Consider the following 18,165-nt stretch of genomic DNA (forward strand, 5'->3'; position numbering starts at 1 on the left):
GATTTATCTCCGGCCGGTGGGCGAACCGGTCAGCCGTAAGCGCGGAGTGGGAAGGTCCGACATGTGGCCGTGATCGCCAGGAAACGGTTACCGATGGAATAGAAGGATGTTCTGCGGGAATCCTCCCTTATGGAGGTCCGCATGCACGAGGAGATCGACGTCGACGTCTGCCCGGGCTATCCCGTGAGCTGGCAGGCCGCCGCCCTCAACACGTTGATGCGCGGCACCCTCAAGCCGATCTCCGGTCTGCTGCTGAGGACCGACGCCGGTTTCCTGGCGGCCTCCCGCCTCGTCACCCTGGCCGGGAGGGTGCCCCTTCCCCTGCCCGCCCACGTGAGCGTGGTCCAGGAGCCGATCGGCTCCTGCTCCGGTGAGTGGGTGCGCGCGGGACAGGGGCTGGACGAGACCGGGGTGCTGCTGTACTTCCACGGCGGCGGCTACTTCCTCTGCTCTCCGGCGACGCACCGGCCGATCACCTGGCGGCTGTCGGCCGCCGCCGGGTGCCCGGTGCTGGCCCTCGACTACCGTCAGGGCCCGGTCCACACGCTGGCCGAGTCCCTCGAGGACGCGGTCGCCGCTTACCTGTGCCTGCTGGATCGGGGTTACGACCCGGCCCGCATCATGGTCGCCGGCGACTCCGCGGGCGGTCACCTCACCCTGGCCACGCTGCTGGCGCTGCGCGACAGGGGGCTGCCGCCGCCGGCGGCCGCGGTGTGCCTGTCGCCGTGGGCGGATCTCACCGACGTGCCTCGCCGGGCCAACCGCATGCTCGACCCGTTGATTCCGGCGGGCCGCGTCGAATGGCTCGCCCGTCGCTGGACCTCCGGCCTCGACCCCCGCGACCCTCTGGTCTCCCCGGTCTTCGGCGACTACACCGGCCTGCCACCCCTGATGATCGTCACCGGTTCCACCGAGGTCCTCCGTGACGAGGGGCGCCGTGTCGCCGAGCGGGCCCGCGCCTGCGGGGTTCCGGTGACCTACGAGGAGTGGCGCCGCATGCCCCACGTCTTCGCCATCCTCGCCGACCTCGTCCCCGAGGCCCGCCGGGTCTTCCGGCACATCGCCCGTTTCCTGGCGGCCGTGCGGAGCCTGTCCGCGCGGGATCCTGCCGTCCTGGAGCCGCCCGATCCGCCCGTGCGGGCGCGCTCCGACCTCGGTGCCGTCGTTCGGGACGGGTCCGCGAGGCGCGGCTCCGCCGCCGCCTGACGGGACGCCCTCCCGGCCGCGCAGGCACGTCCGGCGCGTCCGGCATGTCAGGCAGGTCCGGCGTGTCAGGCACGTCCGGCATCACGACGCACCTGGCACGCCGCCGGTGACTTACCCCGGGGGACCATTCGCCTTACCCGCCATACCCCTTGTGACAGGTCGGCCGCGAAGTCCCGTCGAATCCCGCCACAGTGTGCTTGCCATAGCGCGTACACGAGAGGCTCACCCAGGATGGCACGTGGCGGAACCGATCCGACGAACGGCATGCCGCCCGGTGTGCGGCCGTTGACCGTCGGGGATCCGGTCATCATCGGCCGTTATCTCCTGCTCGGTCGCCTCGGCGCCGGTGGTATGGGTGTGGTCTATCTGGCCGAACACCCGCAGGGCGGGGTGGTGGCCCTCAAGACGCCGCATCCGGCGCATCTCAACGATGCCACGCTCCGCGCCCGGTTCGCGCAGGAAGTGGAGTTCTCCCGGCGAGTGGTGCCCTTCTGCACCGCCGCCGTCGTCGAGGACGGCGCCGATCGGGGCCGTCCCTACCTCGTCTCGGAGTACATCCCCGGTCCGGCGCTGTCGCAGGTGGTGTCCGCGCGGGGCCCGCTGACCCCCGACCTCGCCTACGGCGTCGCCCTGGGGACGGCCGGCGCGCTGGTCGCGGTGCACGAGGCGGGGCTGGTCCACCGTGATCTCAAACCCGCCAACGTGCTGTTGTCGCGCACCGGGCCCCGGGTGATCGACTTCGGCATCGCCCGGGACGTGGACGCCCTCGCCGCGCACACGCAGGCCGGGCAGGTGATGGGCAGCCCCGGCTGGGTGGCCCCGGAGCGGCTCGTCGGCACTCCCGCGCTGCCCGCTTCCGACGTCTTCGCCTGGGGCTGCCTGATCGCTTACACGGCCACCGGTCACCACCCTTTCGGCTCCGGCGAGCCCGACGCGCTGGCCCGGCGCATCATGGTCGAGCCGCCGCACGTGGCCTCGGTGCCCGCGTTGCTGCGTCCGGCCGTAGCGGCCTGCCTGGCCAAGGACCCCGCGCACCGGCCCCGGGCCGCCGACGTGCTCGGCGCGCTGCTCGCGGCGGGCGGCGTGGGCGATCCGTGGGATCCCCGTGTGGCGGTCGCCGAGGTGCTGGCGGAGATCTGGACGCCGGTGCCCCACCCGCCCGGAGGCGGTCACACGGGGCACGCCGCCTGCGAACCGGTGCGTGAGCAGTCCTCGGTGCCGGCCGGCACCGCTCGCCGGGCGGCGCCGCGCAGGCGGGCGCACCTGTCGCAGGCGGGTTTCGCGGCGCTGGCCACGGTCTCCATGGCCGCCGTCACGGTGGTCGCCGCCGCCGGTGGCGAGGATGGTCCGGGCGTGCCCGAGCTGATGCCGGTCGTGGTCCCGGCCCGGGAGAGCGCCGGTTCCGCCTCGCGCGGTCCCCGCCCGCCGGGCGCCAGGTCGCGCAGCACGCCGCCGGTGACGTCCGCCACGGTCCTGGTCACCGCGACCCGCACCGTCTCGGCGTCCCCGGTGGGCGACGACCGCGCGAGACTCCGCCCCGACCGCCCCGACCGCCCCGACCGCCCGCGGGGCGGTGATGGTCCGTCCGACGGAGCCGGGCCGCAGACCTGCGCGGACGCGAGGGGGCGGAACGGGGGAGCGGGCAGGGGTCCGGCCGAAGACTGCCCGGCGACGCCGGACGGCTCTCGCCCGTCCTTCACGCAGATTCCGCAGACCGGAGACGGGGAGAGCCCGGTCCCGTCACCGGCCCCGTCCGCGACGGTCACCGCTTCGTCGTCCTTGCCGGCCACGAGCCCCTCGGTGCAGATCGGCGGTTGAGACGGGGGGTTCGCCGGCCCGCTTCCACCGCCCGGACGGATCATGAGGGCCAGGCGGTGCATCCGTTAAGGTGAGCGCCGCGTATCGAATCGGAGGGGGAACCGATGGACGGGTTCGGGCCCGGTGCGGTGGAGTTGAGCGGCGTCGGCGTGCGGGCCGTCGGGCGGACCCTGCTGGCAGCCATCGACTGGCGGGTGGAGTACGGCCAGCACTGGGTGGTGCTCGGCCCCAACGGTGCCGGCAAGACTACGTTGCTGTCGCTGGCCGCCGCCGTACGGCATCCGACCGAGGGCATCGCCACCGTGCTGGGCCAGCGGTTGGGCCGGGTCGACCTGAGGGAGCTGCGCCGGCACATCGGCCTGGTCGCGGCCAGCCAGCGGCTCGTCGACGAGGAGCTGCTGGAGGAGGAGGGCGCCACCGCGCACACCGTCGTGCTGACCGGCCACACCGGGACCAGTGCCCCCCTATGGGATCGATACGGCCCGGCCCAGCACGAGCGGGCCCACGGGTTGCTGGCGGACATGGGCTGCAAGGATCTCGCCGACCGGCTTTTCCGGGTCTGCTCCCAGGGCGAGCGGGCACGGATCAGGGTGGCCAGGGCGTTGATGGCCGACCCGGTGGTCCTGCTGCTGGACGAGCCGTTCGCCGGCCTGGATCTGCCCGCCCGCGAAGACCTGATCACCGCGGTGGAGGACCTCGCGGCGACCCGTCCGGTGCTGACCACGATCACCGTCACCCACCACCTGGAGGAGGTTCCGGCCACCACGACCCATGCCCTGCTGATGCGCGACACCCGCGTCCAGGCGGCCGGGCCGGTGGCGGAGATCCTGACCGGGGAGAGCCTGTCGGAGTGCTTCGGCAGGCGGCTGCGGATCGACAACCTCGACGGGCGCTGGTACGCCCGCGCCGTACGCAGCTGAGAGTGCGCGCGGACCGTACACCGGTGAAGCGGGCCGTACGCCGATAAAAGGGATGAGGTGGGGTGATCTTCCCGATAGCGTGTCCTCCATGGCGACCAAGTTGAACCAGATTCTCGCCGTGGAGAAGGGCGTCAAGTCCGACACCCAGCGCAAGGTGACCGACGCGTACCACACGATCCAGAAGAATGCTCTGCTCTCGGGCATCTCCCGGACCTACCAGCCGATCGACGATGAGGGCGAGCATCTGCCGGCCGAGTCGACGCGTGTGCAGGTCCAGGCCGAGGATCTGCTCAAGCAGCTCGGCACCGCGCTCACCCGGCTGTTCGACGTGACCGCCACCAAGGACTGGGCGAACTGCGTCGCGCGGGCCGATGTCAAGGTGGAGGGCGCCGTCCTGCTGGAGAGCGTGCCGGTGACCTATCTGCTCTTCCTGGAGAAGCAGCTCATCGACCTGCACACCTTCGTCTCCAAGCTGCCCGTGCTCGACGCGGCGGAGACCTGGACGTTGGATCAGTCGACCGACTGCTGGCGGACCGAGCCGGTCAAGACGACCCGGACCAAGAAGGTGCCCCGCAACCACGTCAAGGCCGAGGCGACCGACAAGCACCCGGCCCAGGTCGAGGTCTACCACGAGGACGTCGTGGTCGGTTTCTGGACCAAGATCGCCTTCTCCGGCGCCGTCCCGCGAAAGCGCGTCAACGAACTCCTGGAGCGGGTCACCAAGCTCCAGGACGCCGTGAAGTTCGCCCGTGAGGAGGCCAACGGCACCGAGGTCACCGACCAGCGCATCGGCGACAAGGTGTTCGGCTACCTGCTGGGGTAGCCTCCCAATACTCCCCGTGGGAGCGCGGGGACGCGCGAAAGCGCGAAAGCTGAAACTGAAATGTCAGACTGACACGCGGTCCAAGTGGGGGTTCGAGTCCCTCTCCCGGCACTCTCCGCGCCGGGATAGCCCAAGTGGAAGAGGCGGCCGCTCAAGCTCAGACTCTCGCTCCAGGTTCAGCATTCGCCGCCGAGCGTCAGATCGACCGGGGGAAGGCAGTGATCGTCGGGTGTGGGTTCGAGTCCCGCTGGACGCTCCACGTGCGTTCGTAGCTTAATGGCAGAGCACGACATCGTTATGAATGACCGGCCCTCTTAAACGCGCTGACGCCGCGACATGGCGGCACCCAAGGCCCCCGGGGAATGGACACTTCCCCGGGGGCCGTCGTCTTTCCCGGCGCGCTCCCGCCCGGTGGCATCCGTCCGTGGGAACGATCAGTCCTTCTTGCGCTGGCGGATGAGGCCCATGAACCCCGGGCTCGGCTTGAACTTGGCGGTCCAGGTCTCAGCGATCTCCAGGGGCTCGCCGGTCTGCGGGTTGCGTCCGGTCCGCGCCGGCTTGTGCACGATCTCGAAGGATCCGAAACCGGGGATCGCGACCTTGTCCTCGGCCGCCACGGCCGTCTGGATGGTCCCCAGGATCGCCTCCAGGGCGGCGGCGGTCTGCCGCCGGCTGAGCCCCGCCTCAGCCGCGGCCTTCTCGATCAGCTCGCGCTTGTTCATCTGAACTCCTTGAGCGTGGATACCCCCGCCTTCAGGCGAGGAGGAAACGCGGCACGACGCCGCACGGTTTGTCGGTGCCGACGGCTAGGTTGATCGGCGTGTCCCGCTACCGTCTCCAGCCCACGCCCGCCCAAGAGCAGGCGCTGGCCGAACACTGTGGACACGCACGTTTCGTGTGGAACCTGGCCGTGCAACAGCACGCGCATTGGCGGCCCGGACGCACGCCGGCACCGGGCTACAACGAGCAGTCCCGCCAGCTGACCGAGGCCCGCGCGGAGTTCGCCTGGCTGCGCGCCGGTAGCCAGACCGTCCAGCAGCAGGCGCTGCGAGACTTCGCCCAGGCCATGGCCAACTTCTTCGCCGGGACTCACCGCAGGCCGACCTGGCGCAAGGCCGGACGGCACGAGGGGTTTCGGATCGTCGCGGTCAAGCCCGGCGATGTACGGCGCGTGTCCCGCCACGTGGGCGAGGTCAGGATTCCGAAGGTGGGGTGGGTACGGTTGCGCTGGTCGCGGGCCGTGGCCGCCGGGGCGAAGTCCTACCGGGTAACGCGTGACCGCGCCGGGCGCTGGCATGTCGCCTTCGCGGCGATCCCCCCGCCGATCGCCGCGCCGGGCACGGGCCAGACGGTGGGCCTCGACCGGGGTGTGAAGGTGTCGGCCGCGCTGTCGACCGGCGAGATGCTCAACGCCCCGCCTGTGCGCGAGGCCGAGCAGGCGCGGCTTCGGCGGTTGCAGCGCAAGCTGGCCAGGGCCAAAGGCGGGTCGAAGCGGCGGGGCAAGGTCAAGGCCGCGATCGCGACGCTGAAGGCCCGCCAAGCGGATCGGCGTAAGGACTGGGTCGAGAAGACCAGCACCGACCCGGCCCGCCGCTTCGAGGTGATCGCCGTCGAGGACCTCACCATCAAGAACATGACCCGCTCGGCCAAAGGCAGCGTCGAACGGCCCGGAACCTGCGTCCGTGCCAAGGCCGGGCTGAACCGTGGGATCTTGGCCAACTGCTGGGGCGGCCTGGTCCAACGTCTGGAACACAAGGCGCCCGGCCGGGTCGTGAAGATCAACCCGCGTCACACGAGTCAGCGGTGCTCGGCGTGCGGGATCGTGGATGCGAAGGCGCGCGAGAGCCGAGCGCGCTTTTGCTGCCGGTCCTGCGGGTATGCCTGCAACGCCGATGTGAACGCGGCCCGCAACATCAAACACGCGGCAGGGCATGCCGTGTCTGCGCGGGAAGGGCCACGCGATAGCGGGCCGGTGCACCGCGAACCTCAACCCGTCCTCCTCTCCGTGTAGGTCGATGGGTTGGAATCCCCCTCGTTCACGAGGAGGAGGATGTCAAGGGCATAGTTAATGCTATCGAGGCCGTGTCCATCGAGCCGTGGTCGCTTTGCCGATCGGCCCGTCAGCCGCCGAGGATCGCTAGATCGAGTCGGCTCAGATGCTCCGGGTCGGAGAGCATGTCAATCGCGGTGATCTTCCCGTGCGTGATCGTGAAGCTGAAGACGACGCGCGGCTGCCCGCCCGGGGCCCACACGGCTCCGGCGGCCCCGTTGATGAGCGCCGGTTGGGCGGCCTGGGCACGCCCGGAGAAGGTGCCGGCCACGGCCGTGGCGCCGCGGACCAGTCCCAACGCGCCCGCGCCGACGCGGTCAGGACGGAGCACGACGTCCGGGTCGAGCAGCGCGAGCAGCGCGTCGAAGTCACCGCCGCGCGAGGCGGCGAGAAAAGCGGTGACGACTTCTCTCCGGCGGGCCAAGTCGGCGTCGGGAGAACAAGATGAGGAAGCCCGCCCGTGATGACCCCGCCGCCCCGCATCCCGCCGGCAGCGGGGCCATCATGACGGCATGTGGTGACGGCGGCCCCGGGTGGTTCGATGGCCACGGATTTCGTGGCCATGTTCGGACGGAGGAGCTCCGGCTGGCGGTCGGTACGTGGTGCGACAGTGGCGGTACGGCCGGCATCCCTGGAGAGAAGAGCATGACGGGTGCCTGTCACCTGGATGAGGTGACAGGCACCTGTCGTCGTTCAGCGGTCGGACTGGGCGGCCAGCCGTTCCGCCTCCTCGTACAGGGCCTCAACGAGGAGGAGCTCCAGTCGGAGGTCTTCGTCAACGAGGCCGTCCAGAACTTCCATACGGGCCTCCCTTGCTACTCCGACGTCCCAGGGAGCGCAGAAGTTCACGGCCATACCGAATCAGACTCTGCTGTGACCCTAACTTGATCGTTCAGAGACCGGCCCCTACGCCGCGACGAGTTTCGCCAGGTCCACCAGCCGCTCGACCTCGCGCACGTCCATGCAGTAGGCCAGTACCATTCGCTGCCCGCCGATCGGCTGTGTCACGCGCAGGAACGGAAGGTCGTCCAGCATGATCGCTTCGACCTCGATGCCTTCCGGCCCTTGCCAGATACCCATGGGGTCGAGGCTACGAAGAGTCAGGTAAGGCCGGGGTAACCATCCGGGCATATCGTGATGGTCTGTGCTAGACAGACTGCTTTCCCCTGATTCGGCGATGATTAGCCGAGTCGCTGTGGGTAACAGACCGTCATAATCCGAGTAATTGAGGAGAAGTCAACATGGCTCTGCCCAAGCTAACCCCCGAACAGCGTCAGGCCGCCCTCGTCAAGGCCGCTGAGACCCGTACGGCCCGTGCCAAGCTTCTGGCCGAGGTCAAGGCCGGCTCTGTGAGCCTTGAGCAGCTGCTTGACCGCGATGACGACATCGCCAAGCGCATCAAGGTGTCGCAGGCGTTGCGCGCGCTGCCCGGCATCGGCAACGTGAAGGCCGCACAGCTCATGGCGGAGGCCGAGGTGGACGAGGCCCGTCGTCTCGGCGGGCTCGGCGCGCAGCAGCGCCGCAAGCTGATCCAGGCCATCGCCGGCTGAGACGGCCGGCTCTCCGCCCGCCGCGTGACCGGGCCTCGATCCCGGCGAGTCCCGGTCACGCGGCGGGCGGCGCACGGCGAGAAGCCCCGCCGGACGGAATCGGGGTGATCCGTCCGGCGGGGCCTCGACCGACGACCTGGTCGTCGAGCTCGCCCGGGAAGGAGATCCATGCCCTGGGAACGCCCGGGCGAGCTCGGTTCGAAGGGTTAGTGAGCCTTCTCGAACTGCTCCTCCTCCGTGGAGCCCCGCAGGGCCGTGGTGGAGGAATCCGGCGCGATGGCCGTGCTGACCAGGTCGAAGTATCCGGTGCCGACCTCACGCTGGTGGCGGGTGGCGGTGTAGCCGCGCGACTCGGCGGCGAACTCGGCCTCCTGGAGCTCGACGTAGGCGGTCATGCCCTCCTCGGCGTAGCCCTGGGCCAGGTTGAACATCGAGTAGTTGAGCGAGTGGAAGCCCGCCAGCGTGATGAACTGGAACTTGTATCCCATGTGGCCCAGCTCGCGCTGGAACTTGGCGATGGTCGAGTCGTCCAGGTGCTTCTTCCAGTTGAAGGAAGGCGAGCAGTTGTAGGCCAGCATCTGGTCGGGGTACCGGGCCTTGATGGCCTCGGCGAACTCGCGGGCCACGTCCAGGTCCGGCAGCGAGGTCTCCATCCACAGCAGGTCGGAGTGGGGCGCGTAGGCCAGACCCCGGGCGATGCAGGAGTCGACGCCGTTGCGGACGCGGTAGAAGCCCTCGGCCGTGCGCTCGCCGGTGGTGAAGGCCTGGTCGCGGGGGTCGACGTCAGTGGTCAGGAGCGTCGCGGCCTGGGCGTCGGTCCGCGCGATGATCAGAGACGGGACATTCAGTACATCGGCCGCGAGACGGGCAGCGCTGAGGGTCTTGACGTGCTGGCCGGTCGGGATCAGGACCTTGCCGCCCAGGTGGCCGCACTTCTTCTCGGAGGCGAGCTGGTCCTCCCAGTGCACGCCCGCCGCACCCGCGGCGATCATGCCCTTCATCAGCTCGAAGGCGTTGAGCACGCCGCCGAAGCCGGCTTCGGCGTCGGCCACGATCGGGGCCAGCCAGTGCGGCGCGTCCTCGTCCCCCTCCGACCAGGTGATCTGGTCGGCGCGCAGCAGCGCGTTGTTGATGCGGCGCACGACGGCCGGGACCGAGTTCGCCGGGTAGAGGCTCTGGTCGGGGTAGGTCTGCGCGCCGAGGTTGGCGTCGGCGGCGACCTGCCAGCCGGACAGGTAGATCGCCTTCAGACCGGCCCTGACCTGCTGGACGGCCTGGTTGCCGGTCAGCGCGCCGAGCGCGTGCACGTAGTCCTCGGTGTTGAGCAGGTCCCACAGCCGCTCGGCGCCGAGCCTGGCGAGCGTGTGCTCCTCCTGGACCGACCCTCGCAGCCGGACCACGTCCTCAGCCGTGTAGGTCCGCTCGATGCCCTTCCAGCGAGGGTTGGTCTCCCACTCGCGCCGCAGCTCGTCTGCGGCTCCCTTGAGGCGATCATTCATTTTTTCACTCCTTGTCGTCCCCTGGGTGCCTTGCTCCGAGTGTGTGCTCCGACGAAACGGGCAAACAAGGTCGATCTTTACGAAAAATCCTTCATTTTTCTTGTCAGGCGAATACTGACGGGTATTTAGATGAGAAGAATTTGAGAGTTTGCGCTATGGACTAGACCAATCCGCCGGTGAGGATCAGCCGTGATGGGGGAGGGGTGAAAAAACCTCTGAAATTTCGTTTAGCATCGTGCTATGGCATCCTTGGTCGGTGAAGAACCGCTGTCCTTGACGCAGGAGCTGGATCTCATCGCGTTCGGCCAGCGCCTGAGACACCTGCGTAAGCAACGCGGGCTCACCCTCTCCGACCTGGGCGAACGCGTCAGCCGCGCACCGAGCCAGCTGTCCCTGCTGGAGAACGGCAAGCGCGAGCCGAAGCTGTCGCTGCTGAAGTCCCTCGCCGCCGCGCTGAACGTGCCGGTGGAGGAGCTGCTGCGCCGTCAGGCGCCCAACCGCCGCGCGCAGCTGGAGATGGCCCTGGAGGAGGCGCAGCGCGACCCGCTGTATGCGGGGCTGGGCCTGGCCAGGCTGAAGGTCTCCGCGCGCGTCCCCAACGACGTGCTCGAACACATCCTCGGCCTGTACGGCGAGCTGCGCTCACGCCAGGCCAAGGGCACCGCCACCCCCGAGGAGGCGCGCGTCGCCAACGCCGAGCTCCGCCGCATGCAGCGCGAGCGCGGCAACTACTTCCAGGAGATCGAGAAGGCCGCGGCCGAGGCGCTCTCCGCGGTCGGCTACCGCGCCGGCGCGCTGTCGCAGAGCACCGTCCAAGCTCTGGTCACCCACTTCGGCTACACCGTGCAGACGGTCCAGGACCTGCCCCGCACGGTCCGCTCCATCACCGACCTGCGCAACCGGCGCATCTACGTCAAGCACGAGCAGCTCGGCATGCACACCCCGCGCACGATCCTGCTGCAGACTCTCGGCCACCTCGCCCTCGGCCACCACAAGCCCCGCGACTTCGCCGACTTCCTCCGCCAGCGGACCGAGGCCAACTACTTCGCCGCCGCCGTGCTGGTGCCCGAGGCCACCGCCGTGCCGTACCTGAGGGAGGCCAAACAGGACCGGGCGCTGAGCGTGGAGGACCTGCGGGACGTCTTCGCCGTCTCCTACGAGATGGCCGCGCACCGCTTCACCAACCTGGCGACCCACTTCCTGGACCTGACCTGCCATTTCGTCCGCAACGACGCCGGTGGGATCATCTACAAGGCATACGAGAACGACGGCATCGTCTTCCCCGCCGACGAGCAGGGGGCGATCGAGGGACAGCGGATGTGCCTGCAGTGGTCGGGGCGGCAGGTCTTCCTCTCCCCGGACAGGTTCTCCGTCTTCTACCAGTACTCCGACTCGCCCACCGGAACCTACTTCTGCGTCGCCCACGTCGATCCCTCCCGGGAACGGGACTTCGCCATCACCCTCGGCGTGCCGTACCGCGAATCACGCTGGTTCCGGGGCAGGGAGACCACGCATCGCACCAGGTCCGGCTGCCCCACCGGCGACTGCTGCCGCCGCCCGCCCGCCGAGCTGACCCAGCGCTGGGAGGGCTACGCCTGGCCTTCGGCGCGCGGCAACTCCCACGTGCTCGCCGCGCTGCCGCCCGGATCCTTCCCCGGCGTGGACGAGGCCGACGTCTACACCTTCCTGGAGCGTCACGCCCTCGAGTGACCCCGCGACAGCGTGAGCGCCGGGTGGCCGAAGAATTGATAGGCGGGCCCCGTGGCGGGGGACTGGCAGCGCAGGGAGCGCAGCACCTCGGCGGGAGGCTCGCCGCCCAGGCAGCGTCGATAGAACTCCGGCGCCAGGCCGTCGCCGACGGGCCAGAGAGGGGCGACGACCCCGTTCGCGCCCGCGAGCAGGAACGCCTGGCAGTCTCCGGGTTCTTCGAGGAAGACGAACGAGCCGTCGCCCATGCCCCGGCCCAGGGCTTCGAACGCCGCTCCGCCGGCAGTGAAATGGATCATGTCCGGCGGTTCGGCGAGCATGGCCAGGACGTCGCCGAGGACGGGGGTGACCCGGGTGGCGCCGTAGGCGGTGACCAGTGGATGGACCTCCGCCCCGCCGTACACCACCGCCATGCTGTCGGCCCGCGCGCGCACCGGCGGAGGCAGCTCCGGCCGCCGGCCGCCGAGAGGCCAGCGACCGGTCACCGCCTGGCAGTTCAGCAGGGCGGGAACCGACGGGTCGAAGGGCTGCTCCAGCATGGCCAGCTCCCAGGGGACATGTGGCTCCTGGGAGAGGATCAGCACGCTCGGGCGGCGCGGGGCCACCCGGCCGGCCACCGCGTTCAGCAGCTCCCAGAAGCCCCGCGGGATCTTCGAGGCGACCTGCCGTCCCATGTCCTCGACGCTCTGTGCCCGCTCCGCCACGTGCCGCCCGAACTCGGAGGTCCGCATCTCCAGATCGCAGCTTTCCGCCTGGTCCGGCGTGGTGAAGTGCGGGGACTGGTAGGTCCACCACAGCCGCCCCGGCCGGTCGCCGTGGACGACGACCACCGTGACGTCCGCCGGTTCGGCGGCGTCGGGCACCCGGATCCGGGTGCCCGCCACCGGCTGCGGGACGCTCTCCCGGCCGAGCATGCCGGGAGAGTCGAGGACCGCGAGCGCGCGCACGCCGAACCCGGTCACCTGGCCGCCGACCGCGTGGATCGTCTGGACCTGCCGGGCCATCGCCGGTTGATCCTGCGGGAGGGCGACCAGCCGGACCGTCGCCTTCGGGTACGGCGAAGCCTCGTCGACGCGCAGCCGTACCCGCCATCCACCGGGCGCGTCGAATCCCTCGGCGATGATCTGGATGTCCAGATCGGCCGGCTCGTGGGTGAAGGGGGCCGGGGCGAAGGGGATTCCGAGGTCGGGACCGTCGCCGGGACCGCCCGGACCGCCGGGAGCGGTGCCCGTGCCGGAAGCGCCGGGGGGCATCGGGAACGAAGGGGCACCGGGAGAGCCGGAAGACCCAGGGGACCCGGGGGAGAGACCGACCTCGACCTCGACCCCCCAGCCCGCGACCACCTCGCCGGGCACCTCGATCAGCGGGAACGCCTCCCACTCCGGCACGGCGGGGGCCGGATCCTTGCGCCGCCGGCGAAATGCCCCGGTGAGCCTGCCGAGCACGGACGGGCCCCGGTCGGCCTTGGCGGCGCTCGCCTCCCGCCGGGGCTGGATACCGTGCCCGGGGAACGTGCCGGCCGACGGCTCGCCGGCCCGGTCCGATCCGCCCTGATCGGGCGGCGGGCTCTGGGGGCCGGGCGGAAGCGGGTCCACGGAGCCGGGTGCCGGAGGGTTCCGGAGGCCGGGTGAGGAGGGGCTCGCGGGGCCGGGCGGCGGCGGGCTCGCGGGATCGGGCGGAAGCGGGCTCGCGGGATCGGGAGAGAACGGGGCGGCGGGGTCGGGCGGAAGCGGGCTCGCGGAAGCGGGCGGCGGCGAGGCCGGCTGCTCGGCGGCCTGTTCGTTCAGACGACGCAGGACGGTGAAACGCTCCCAGACGGGGCCGTACTGGGCGATGAGCATCACGACGGCATCCGCCAGTGGCCCGGGAGCCTGACCGCCCTCCTCGGCCAGCAGCGGATCGAGCCGGTCCCGCAGTTCTGCGGAGGCGTCGCCCAGCAAATAGTCGAGCTCGTCACGGACGGTACGAGCCGCCCTCATCACTGCTGCCGGGTCCATGCCGCCCCCTCGCTCCGGTCTGAACCGATCTTCCCATCTACCGGAGAGGCCGGGATCCGGTACCCGGTGACAATCGGCGCCACATAGGGTGATAGCCGTGGGTTCCAAGGTGATGGGAAGGGTGGGCTGTGCTGCCTGAGGTGGAGGCATGGCTGCGTGAGCGCACCTCATCATCGGACGACTGGTCGTTGCCATGGTTGCTGGAGGCCAAGGGCGACACGACGATCAGCGTCGTGCTGCCTGCCCGTGACGAGGGGGAGACGGTCGGGGAGATCGTCACCGCGATCCGGCACGACCTGATGGAGACGGTGCCGCTCGTCGACGAACTGGTGGTCATCGACTCGCGTTCCGTCGACGACACCGCCGCGCGCGCCGCCCAGGCGGGAGCCAAGGTGATCGCGCAGGATGAGATCCTGCCCGACCTGAAGCCGATGGACGGCAAGGGGGAGGCGCTGTGGAAGTCCCTCGCCGTGACCTCCGGTGACCTGCTGGTCTTCATCGACGCCGACCTGCGCGAGTTTCGTACCTCGTTCGTGACGGGGCTGCTCGGCCCGCTGCTCGCCGACCCCGGCGTGGTCTACGTCAAGGGCTGCTATGACCGGCCACTGCAGAATGTGCAGAGCGGCGGCGGCCGTGTCACCGAGCTCGTCGCGCGCCCCCTGCTCAACCTGCACTGGCCGTTGCTGGCCGGGTTCGTGCAGCCCCTGGCGGGCGAGTACGCCGGGCGGCGGTCCGTGCTGGAGCGGGTCCCGTTCGTCACCGGCTACGGCGTGGAGCTGGGTCTGCTGATCGACCTGCTGGAGATCGCCGGCCTGGACGCCCTCGCCCAGGTCGACCTGGGGCGCCGCGTCCACTCCCACCAGTCGACGGAGGCGCTCGGCGGCATGGCCGCACAGATCCTGCAGACTTCCTGGTCCCGCCTCGAACGCCAGAACAAGATGATCTCCCTGCACACGCCCTCGTCGCGGCTCGCCCAGTTCCGGCGGGGTTCGAACGGTCACCACCCGACCGTCCGCGACGTCGCCGTGGCCGAGCGCCCCCCGATGATCACCATGCCCGGACGCCGCCCACCCGCCACGGGCTGACGAGCCACCGGCCGGCCGCGCACTCGCCCTGTGTCGCCGGGCGACTCGTTCCCGTGTCCCCGGGTGTCCAGACTTCACCCTCGGTGTCCCCGGGTGTTCACGCTCCACCCTCGGTGTCGCCGGGTGTTCACGCTTCGCCCTCAACGTCGCCGGGCGGCTGCCGATGTGAGCCGCTTGCGGCTACGCCCCGTGGCCCGGCTCCCCGCCCAGAGCCGCCCGGACGAAGTCGACGAGATGCTCGCGCATCCGTCGATGACCCTCCTCGGTGCCCGACTCGTCACCGACGACGATCCGGCCGAGCCTCGGCATGATCATCGGCCAGGCCGCCAGGCCGATCAGGGTCATCATCGTGCGCGCCATCTCGGGGGAGGGATCGCGGCCGAGACCGGCGGCGAGCGACTCGGCCTTGCGGGCGCACCGGGCGATCCGTTCCTCCTGACCGTCAAGGTCGTCCGCCCGGTGGTGCAGGGACTCCCACATCTGCAGCCGAACCAGCTCCGGATTGGCGAGGTGGAAGTCGTAGATCCTGCCCACATATTCCACGGGGTCGTCGCCGGGCATCGCCACCACCTCGGCCAGCTCGTCGAGCACGGCCGTCATGACGGCGTCGAACAGCTTCTCCTTGCTGCCGAAGTAGCCGTAGATGCGCTCCTTGTTGACCCCGGCGCGCTCGGCGATCCGGTCGACCCTGGCCCCGGCGATGCCATGGGCGGCGAACTCGCTGCGGGCGGCGGAGAGAAGGGCGTCCCTGGTGGCTTCCTTCGGCATGGCGCAAGTCTATTGGACCAACCGGTTGGTTGACTTCCGGCTGGACAGTTGGTCACGGTCCCTCCCGTGAGCGGTCTCCGCCGCTGATGCCCGCTGATGCCCGTCGATGCCCGCCGCCGATGTCCGCTGCCAACGCCAATGCCAATGCCAATGCCAATGTCCGCCATGGTGTTGCGCGCGGCGGTCCGTCCATCGGTAAAGTAAGGGTGTTACCGGTGGTAACGCTTCCCAGGAGGAGTGGACGATGAGCGAGATCGGCTTCTGCCCGGAGTTGAGCGATGACGTGCGGGAGGTGCGCGACTGGGTGCACCGGTTCGCCCGGTCCGTCGTCCGCCCGGCCGGCGCCGAGTGGGACGAGCGTGAGGAGACGCCCTGGCCGGTCATCCAGGAGGCCGCCAAGATCGGGCTCTACTCGCTCGACTTCTTCGCCCAGCAGTGGTTCGAGCCGAGCGGTCTCGGCCTGACGGTCGCGTTCGAGGAGCTCTTCTGGGGAGACGCGGGCATCGGCCTGTCCATCGTCGGTACCGGTCTCGCCGCCGCCGCCCTGTCCGCGGGCGGCACCCCCGAGCAGTTGGGGGAGTGGCTTCCGCAGATGTTCGGCACCCCCGACGACATCAAACTCGGCGCGTTCTGCGCCTCCGAGCCCGATGCCGGTTCCGACATAGGGGCCATCCGTACTCGAGCCGTTCACTCCGGCGGCGACTGGATCCTGAACGGCGTGAAGACCTGGGCCACCAACGGCGGCATCGCCGACGTCCACGTCGTCGTCGCCTCGGTCGACCCCGCGCTGGGCGCCCGGGGCCAGGCCTCCTTCGTCATCCCCCCGGGAACGCCGGGCCTGTCGATGGGACAGAAGTTCAGGAAGCACGGCATCCGCGCCTCCCACACCGCCGAGGTGATCCTCGACAACGTGCGCGTCCCGGGCTCGTGCCTGCTCGGCGGCAAGGAAAAACTCGACGCCAGGCTGGCCCGCGTCCGCTCCGGCGAGCGCGCCGGAGAGCAGGGCGCGATGCGGACCTTCGAGACGACCCGCCCATCGGTGGCGGCGATGGCGGTGGGCATCGCCCGGGCCGGATATGAGTACGCCCGTGACTACGCCCGTGAGCGCGAGCAGTTCGGCCGTAAGATCGGCGAGAACCAGGCGATCGCCTTCCTGCTGGCCGACATGGCCACCCGTGTCGACATCGCCCGCCTGATGACCTGGCGCGCGGCCTGGATGGCCCGCAACAATCGCGCCTTCGACCAGGCCGAGGGTTCGATGTGCAAGCTGGTCGCGGGCGAGGCCGCGGTCTGGGTGACCGAACAGGCCATTCAGATCCTCGGCGGAGCCGGCTACACGCGCGAGCATCCCGTCGAGCGATTCCACCGCGACGCCAAGATCTACACCATCTTCGAGGGGACCAGCGAGATCCAACGGTTGATCATTGGACGGGCGGTGACCGGGTTGCCCGTACGGTGACGTTTCCGCATGCCGGTGGCGGTGTAAAGCGATCACGTTCGGGCGCCTTGACCACGTGCCCTTGATCGTTCCCGCGGCCACCGGTTGCCGGTTATTCCCGTCGAGAGGCGGAGCACCCGTTTGGTACTCGTCCCGCGATACCCCTCTCGCCGTGTATCCGGCGCCGCCCAGCGCCGAGCGTATACGTGGACACATCTACGCGGGCCGACTCGGCTCTTCTTATCCCGTTCTCCTCGGACGGGTGGGAGGGCGGGGAGGCCGGAGCCCTCGGCCTTGATCGCTTGAACCGCCGTCGCACGCTGGATCCTGAGTCTCCCCGCAGGCTGGGAAGCCGGGCTTGCCCGCTGGTAGGAGGCCGCGAAACCACTGGTCCCGAGATGCTCCAGCGCTCAGGCAGGGGCGCCGTTCAAGATTTCGACCTGGCCTGTGTCCAGGGAGTAGTACGCGCTGACCACTGCCAGTACTCCTTTGCTCACCAACGGCGCGAGGTCTTGATTGCCCCGCAGGGCGTCCGCGGTCAGCTTCACCTGGGCTCTGGCCATCGTCTCGACGGGGTCGGCGCTGCTCTCCCTTACGGCCTGCTCGTATGCCGGACGCAGAGCCTGCGCGATCGCCTGCAGGTTGCCCGGCAGCGGCTTACCTTCCCGCAGGGCCTTGTACGCGGCGGAGACCGCGCCGCACCGCTGGTGACCGAGTACGACGATCAGCGGGGTCCCGCTGGTCATCGGCCCGTACTCGACGGATCCGGTGACTACCGGCCCCACGGCCTGCCCGCCGGTACGCATCACGTACAGATCACCCAGCCCGGTGTCGAAGACAAGCTCGGGCGGGACCCGGGAATCGATGCACGACAACACCACTCCGTAGGGCTGCTGCTTGGTGGCCAGCAGTTCCCGGCGCGTGGGATCGCGATCAGGATGCTGAAGTGCGCCGGTCACCCAGCGTCTGTTGCCCTTCATCAGCCGTTCGTAAGCAGCCTTTGGCGAGCCCAGGGGCGGTTCTGCGGTAGACACGGGCACCGCCTTGTTCGCCACCTCGGCCGACGAGCAACCGGCAAGGCACGCCGTTGCAAGGGACACGGCACCTGCCAGCAGCGTTCGCCGCCCCGGACCGTCAGCTGGAACGCTCATGACCTGAATCCTTCCCACCCCTGGCAAGGACGCCGTCAGCAGGTAACACCAGCTCGTCGGCGGTCCGCTGCGGGGGCGCGGGCCGCCGGGTGGTTGCCATCGCCGCCCTCTGGCCGGCGGGTGGCCGAATGCGCTGAGCTGGTCGAGGCGCCG

16 protein-coding genes are annotated in these 18,165 nt (G+C 70.0%); 9 read left to right on the forward strand and 7 right to left on the reverse strand.

Features of this window, described 5'->3' with window-relative positions:
* The first annotated feature begins 141 nt into the window (after positions 1–141).
* The 4 genes from ACQPYK_RS17845 to ACQPYK_RS17860 all read left to right on the forward strand — a co-directional run bounded on the left by ACQPYK_RS17845 (position 142) and on the right by ACQPYK_RS17860 (position 4,767).
* Positions 142–1,206 (forward strand): alpha/beta hydrolase, encoded by a 1,065-nt coding sequence (locus ACQPYK_RS17845; RefSeq protein WP_433256563.1) that lies wholly within the window; start codon positions 142–144, stop codon positions 1,204–1,206.
* 231 nt (positions 1,207–1,437) lie between these two features.
* Positions 1,438–3,024 carry a serine/threonine-protein kinase gene (locus ACQPYK_RS17850; protein ID WP_433256564.1) on the forward strand — a complete coding sequence of 529 codons (1,587 nt, stop codon included), beginning with the start codon at positions 1,438–1,440 and terminating at the stop codon, positions 3,022–3,024.
* 104 nt (positions 3,025–3,128) lie between these two features.
* Positions 3,129–3,944 carry an ABC transporter ATP-binding protein gene (locus ACQPYK_RS17855; RefSeq protein WP_433256565.1) on the forward strand — a complete coding sequence of 272 codons (816 nt, stop codon included), beginning with the start codon at positions 3,129–3,131 and terminating at the stop codon, positions 3,942–3,944.
* Positions 3,945–4,032: 88 nt separating this feature from the next.
* Complete coding sequence (locus ACQPYK_RS17860) at positions 4,033–4,767, forward strand: hypothetical protein (RefSeq protein ID WP_433256567.1); 735 nt, start codon at positions 4,033–4,035, stop codon at positions 4,765–4,767.
* A gap of 434 nt (positions 4,768–5,201) precedes the next feature.
* Here the strand turns inward: ACQPYK_RS17860 and ACQPYK_RS17865 are convergent, their stop codons facing one another.
* Positions 5,202–5,489: an HU family DNA-binding protein gene (locus ACQPYK_RS17865; protein ID WP_031163487.1), complete on the reverse strand. Its 288-nt coding sequence runs from the start codon at positions 5,487–5,489 to the stop codon at positions 5,202–5,204.
* 98 nt (positions 5,490–5,587) lie between these two features.
* Here ACQPYK_RS17865 and ACQPYK_RS17870 point away from each other — a divergent pair, with 98 nt between their 5' ends.
* Positions 5,588–6,778 (forward strand): RNA-guided endonuclease InsQ/TnpB family protein, encoded by a 1,191-nt coding sequence (locus ACQPYK_RS17870; protein ID WP_433256569.1) that lies wholly within the window; start codon positions 5,588–5,590, stop codon positions 6,776–6,778.
* A 109-nt stretch (positions 6,779–6,887) separates the two neighbouring features.
* Here the strand turns inward: ACQPYK_RS17870 and ACQPYK_RS17875 are convergent, their stop codons facing one another.
* Both ACQPYK_RS17875 and ACQPYK_RS17880 read right to left on the reverse strand, forming a co-directional pair.
* On the reverse strand, positions 6,888–7,241 hold the full coding sequence (locus ACQPYK_RS17875; RefSeq protein WP_433256571.1) for a hypothetical protein: 354 nt from the start codon (positions 7,239–7,241) through the stop codon (positions 6,888–6,890).
* Positions 7,242–7,723: 482 nt separating this feature from the next.
* On the reverse strand, positions 7,724–7,897 hold the full coding sequence (locus tag ACQPYK_RS17880) for a hypothetical protein (RefSeq protein ID WP_433256573.1): 174 nt from the start codon (positions 7,895–7,897) through the stop codon (positions 7,724–7,726).
* Positions 7,898–8,058: 161 nt separating this feature from the next.
* Between ACQPYK_RS17880 and mihF the strand changes: the two genes are divergently transcribed.
* Positions 8,059–8,367, forward strand: coding sequence for an integration host factor, actinobacterial type (gene mihF / locus ACQPYK_RS17885; protein WP_433256575.1), 309 nt, complete (start codon positions 8,059–8,061; stop codon positions 8,365–8,367).
* A 206-nt stretch (positions 8,368–8,573) separates the two neighbouring features.
* Here mihF and aceA read toward each other — a convergent pair whose 3' ends face one another.
* Positions 8,574–9,866 (reverse strand): isocitrate lyase, encoded by a 1,293-nt coding sequence (aceA, locus tag ACQPYK_RS17890; RefSeq protein WP_433256577.1) that lies wholly within the window; start codon positions 9,864–9,866, stop codon positions 8,574–8,576.
* A gap of 240 nt (positions 9,867–10,106) precedes the next feature.
* Here aceA and ACQPYK_RS17895 point away from each other — a divergent pair, with 240 nt between their 5' ends.
* On the forward strand, positions 10,107–11,576 hold the full coding sequence (locus ACQPYK_RS17895) for a helix-turn-helix domain-containing protein (RefSeq protein ID WP_433256579.1): 1,470 nt from the start codon (positions 10,107–10,109) through the stop codon (positions 11,574–11,576).
* On the opposite strand, the gene ACQPYK_RS17900 is transcribed toward ACQPYK_RS17895, so the two are convergent.
* Complete coding sequence (locus ACQPYK_RS17900) at positions 11,561–13,570, reverse strand: hypothetical protein (RefSeq protein WP_433256581.1); 2,010 nt, start codon at positions 13,568–13,570, stop codon at positions 11,561–11,563. The two genes, ACQPYK_RS17895 and ACQPYK_RS17900, sit on opposite strands and share 16 nt — an antisense overlap.
* Positions 13,571–13,698: 128 nt before the next feature.
* On the opposite strand from ACQPYK_RS17900, the gene ACQPYK_RS17905 reads away from it, so the two are divergent.
* The gene (locus ACQPYK_RS17905; protein ID WP_433256582.1) at positions 13,699–14,655 is read left to right on the forward strand and encodes a glucosyl-3-phosphoglycerate synthase; all 957 of its coding nucleotides are present in this window, start codon (positions 13,699–13,701) and stop codon (positions 14,653–14,655) included.
* A 180-nt stretch (positions 14,656–14,835) separates the two neighbouring features.
* Here the strand turns inward: ACQPYK_RS17905 and ACQPYK_RS17910 are convergent, their stop codons facing one another.
* Positions 14,836–15,423 carry a TetR/AcrR family transcriptional regulator gene (locus ACQPYK_RS17910; RefSeq protein ID WP_433256584.1) on the reverse strand — a complete coding sequence of 196 codons (588 nt, stop codon included), beginning with the start codon at positions 15,421–15,423 and terminating at the stop codon, positions 14,836–14,838.
* Between the two features lie 244 nt (positions 15,424–15,667).
* Between ACQPYK_RS17910 and ACQPYK_RS17915 the strand changes: the two genes are divergently transcribed.
* Entirely contained in the window at positions 15,668–16,882 is a 1,215-nt protein-coding gene (locus tag ACQPYK_RS17915; RefSeq protein WP_433256586.1) for an acyl-CoA dehydrogenase family protein, read from the forward strand.
* Between the two features lie 389 nt (positions 16,883–17,271).
* On the opposite strand, the gene ACQPYK_RS17920 is transcribed toward ACQPYK_RS17915, so the two are convergent.
* Positions 17,272–17,841, reverse strand: a complete 570-nt coding sequence (locus tag ACQPYK_RS17920) for a carbonic anhydrase (RefSeq protein ID WP_433256588.1) — start codon at positions 17,839–17,841, stop codon at positions 17,272–17,274.
* Positions 17,842–18,165: the final 324 nt, after the last annotated feature.

This window comes from Streptosporangium sp. CA-135522 (assembly GCF_050949235.1).
GTDB lineage: Bacteria > Actinomycetota > Actinomycetes > Streptosporangiales > Streptosporangiaceae > Streptosporangium.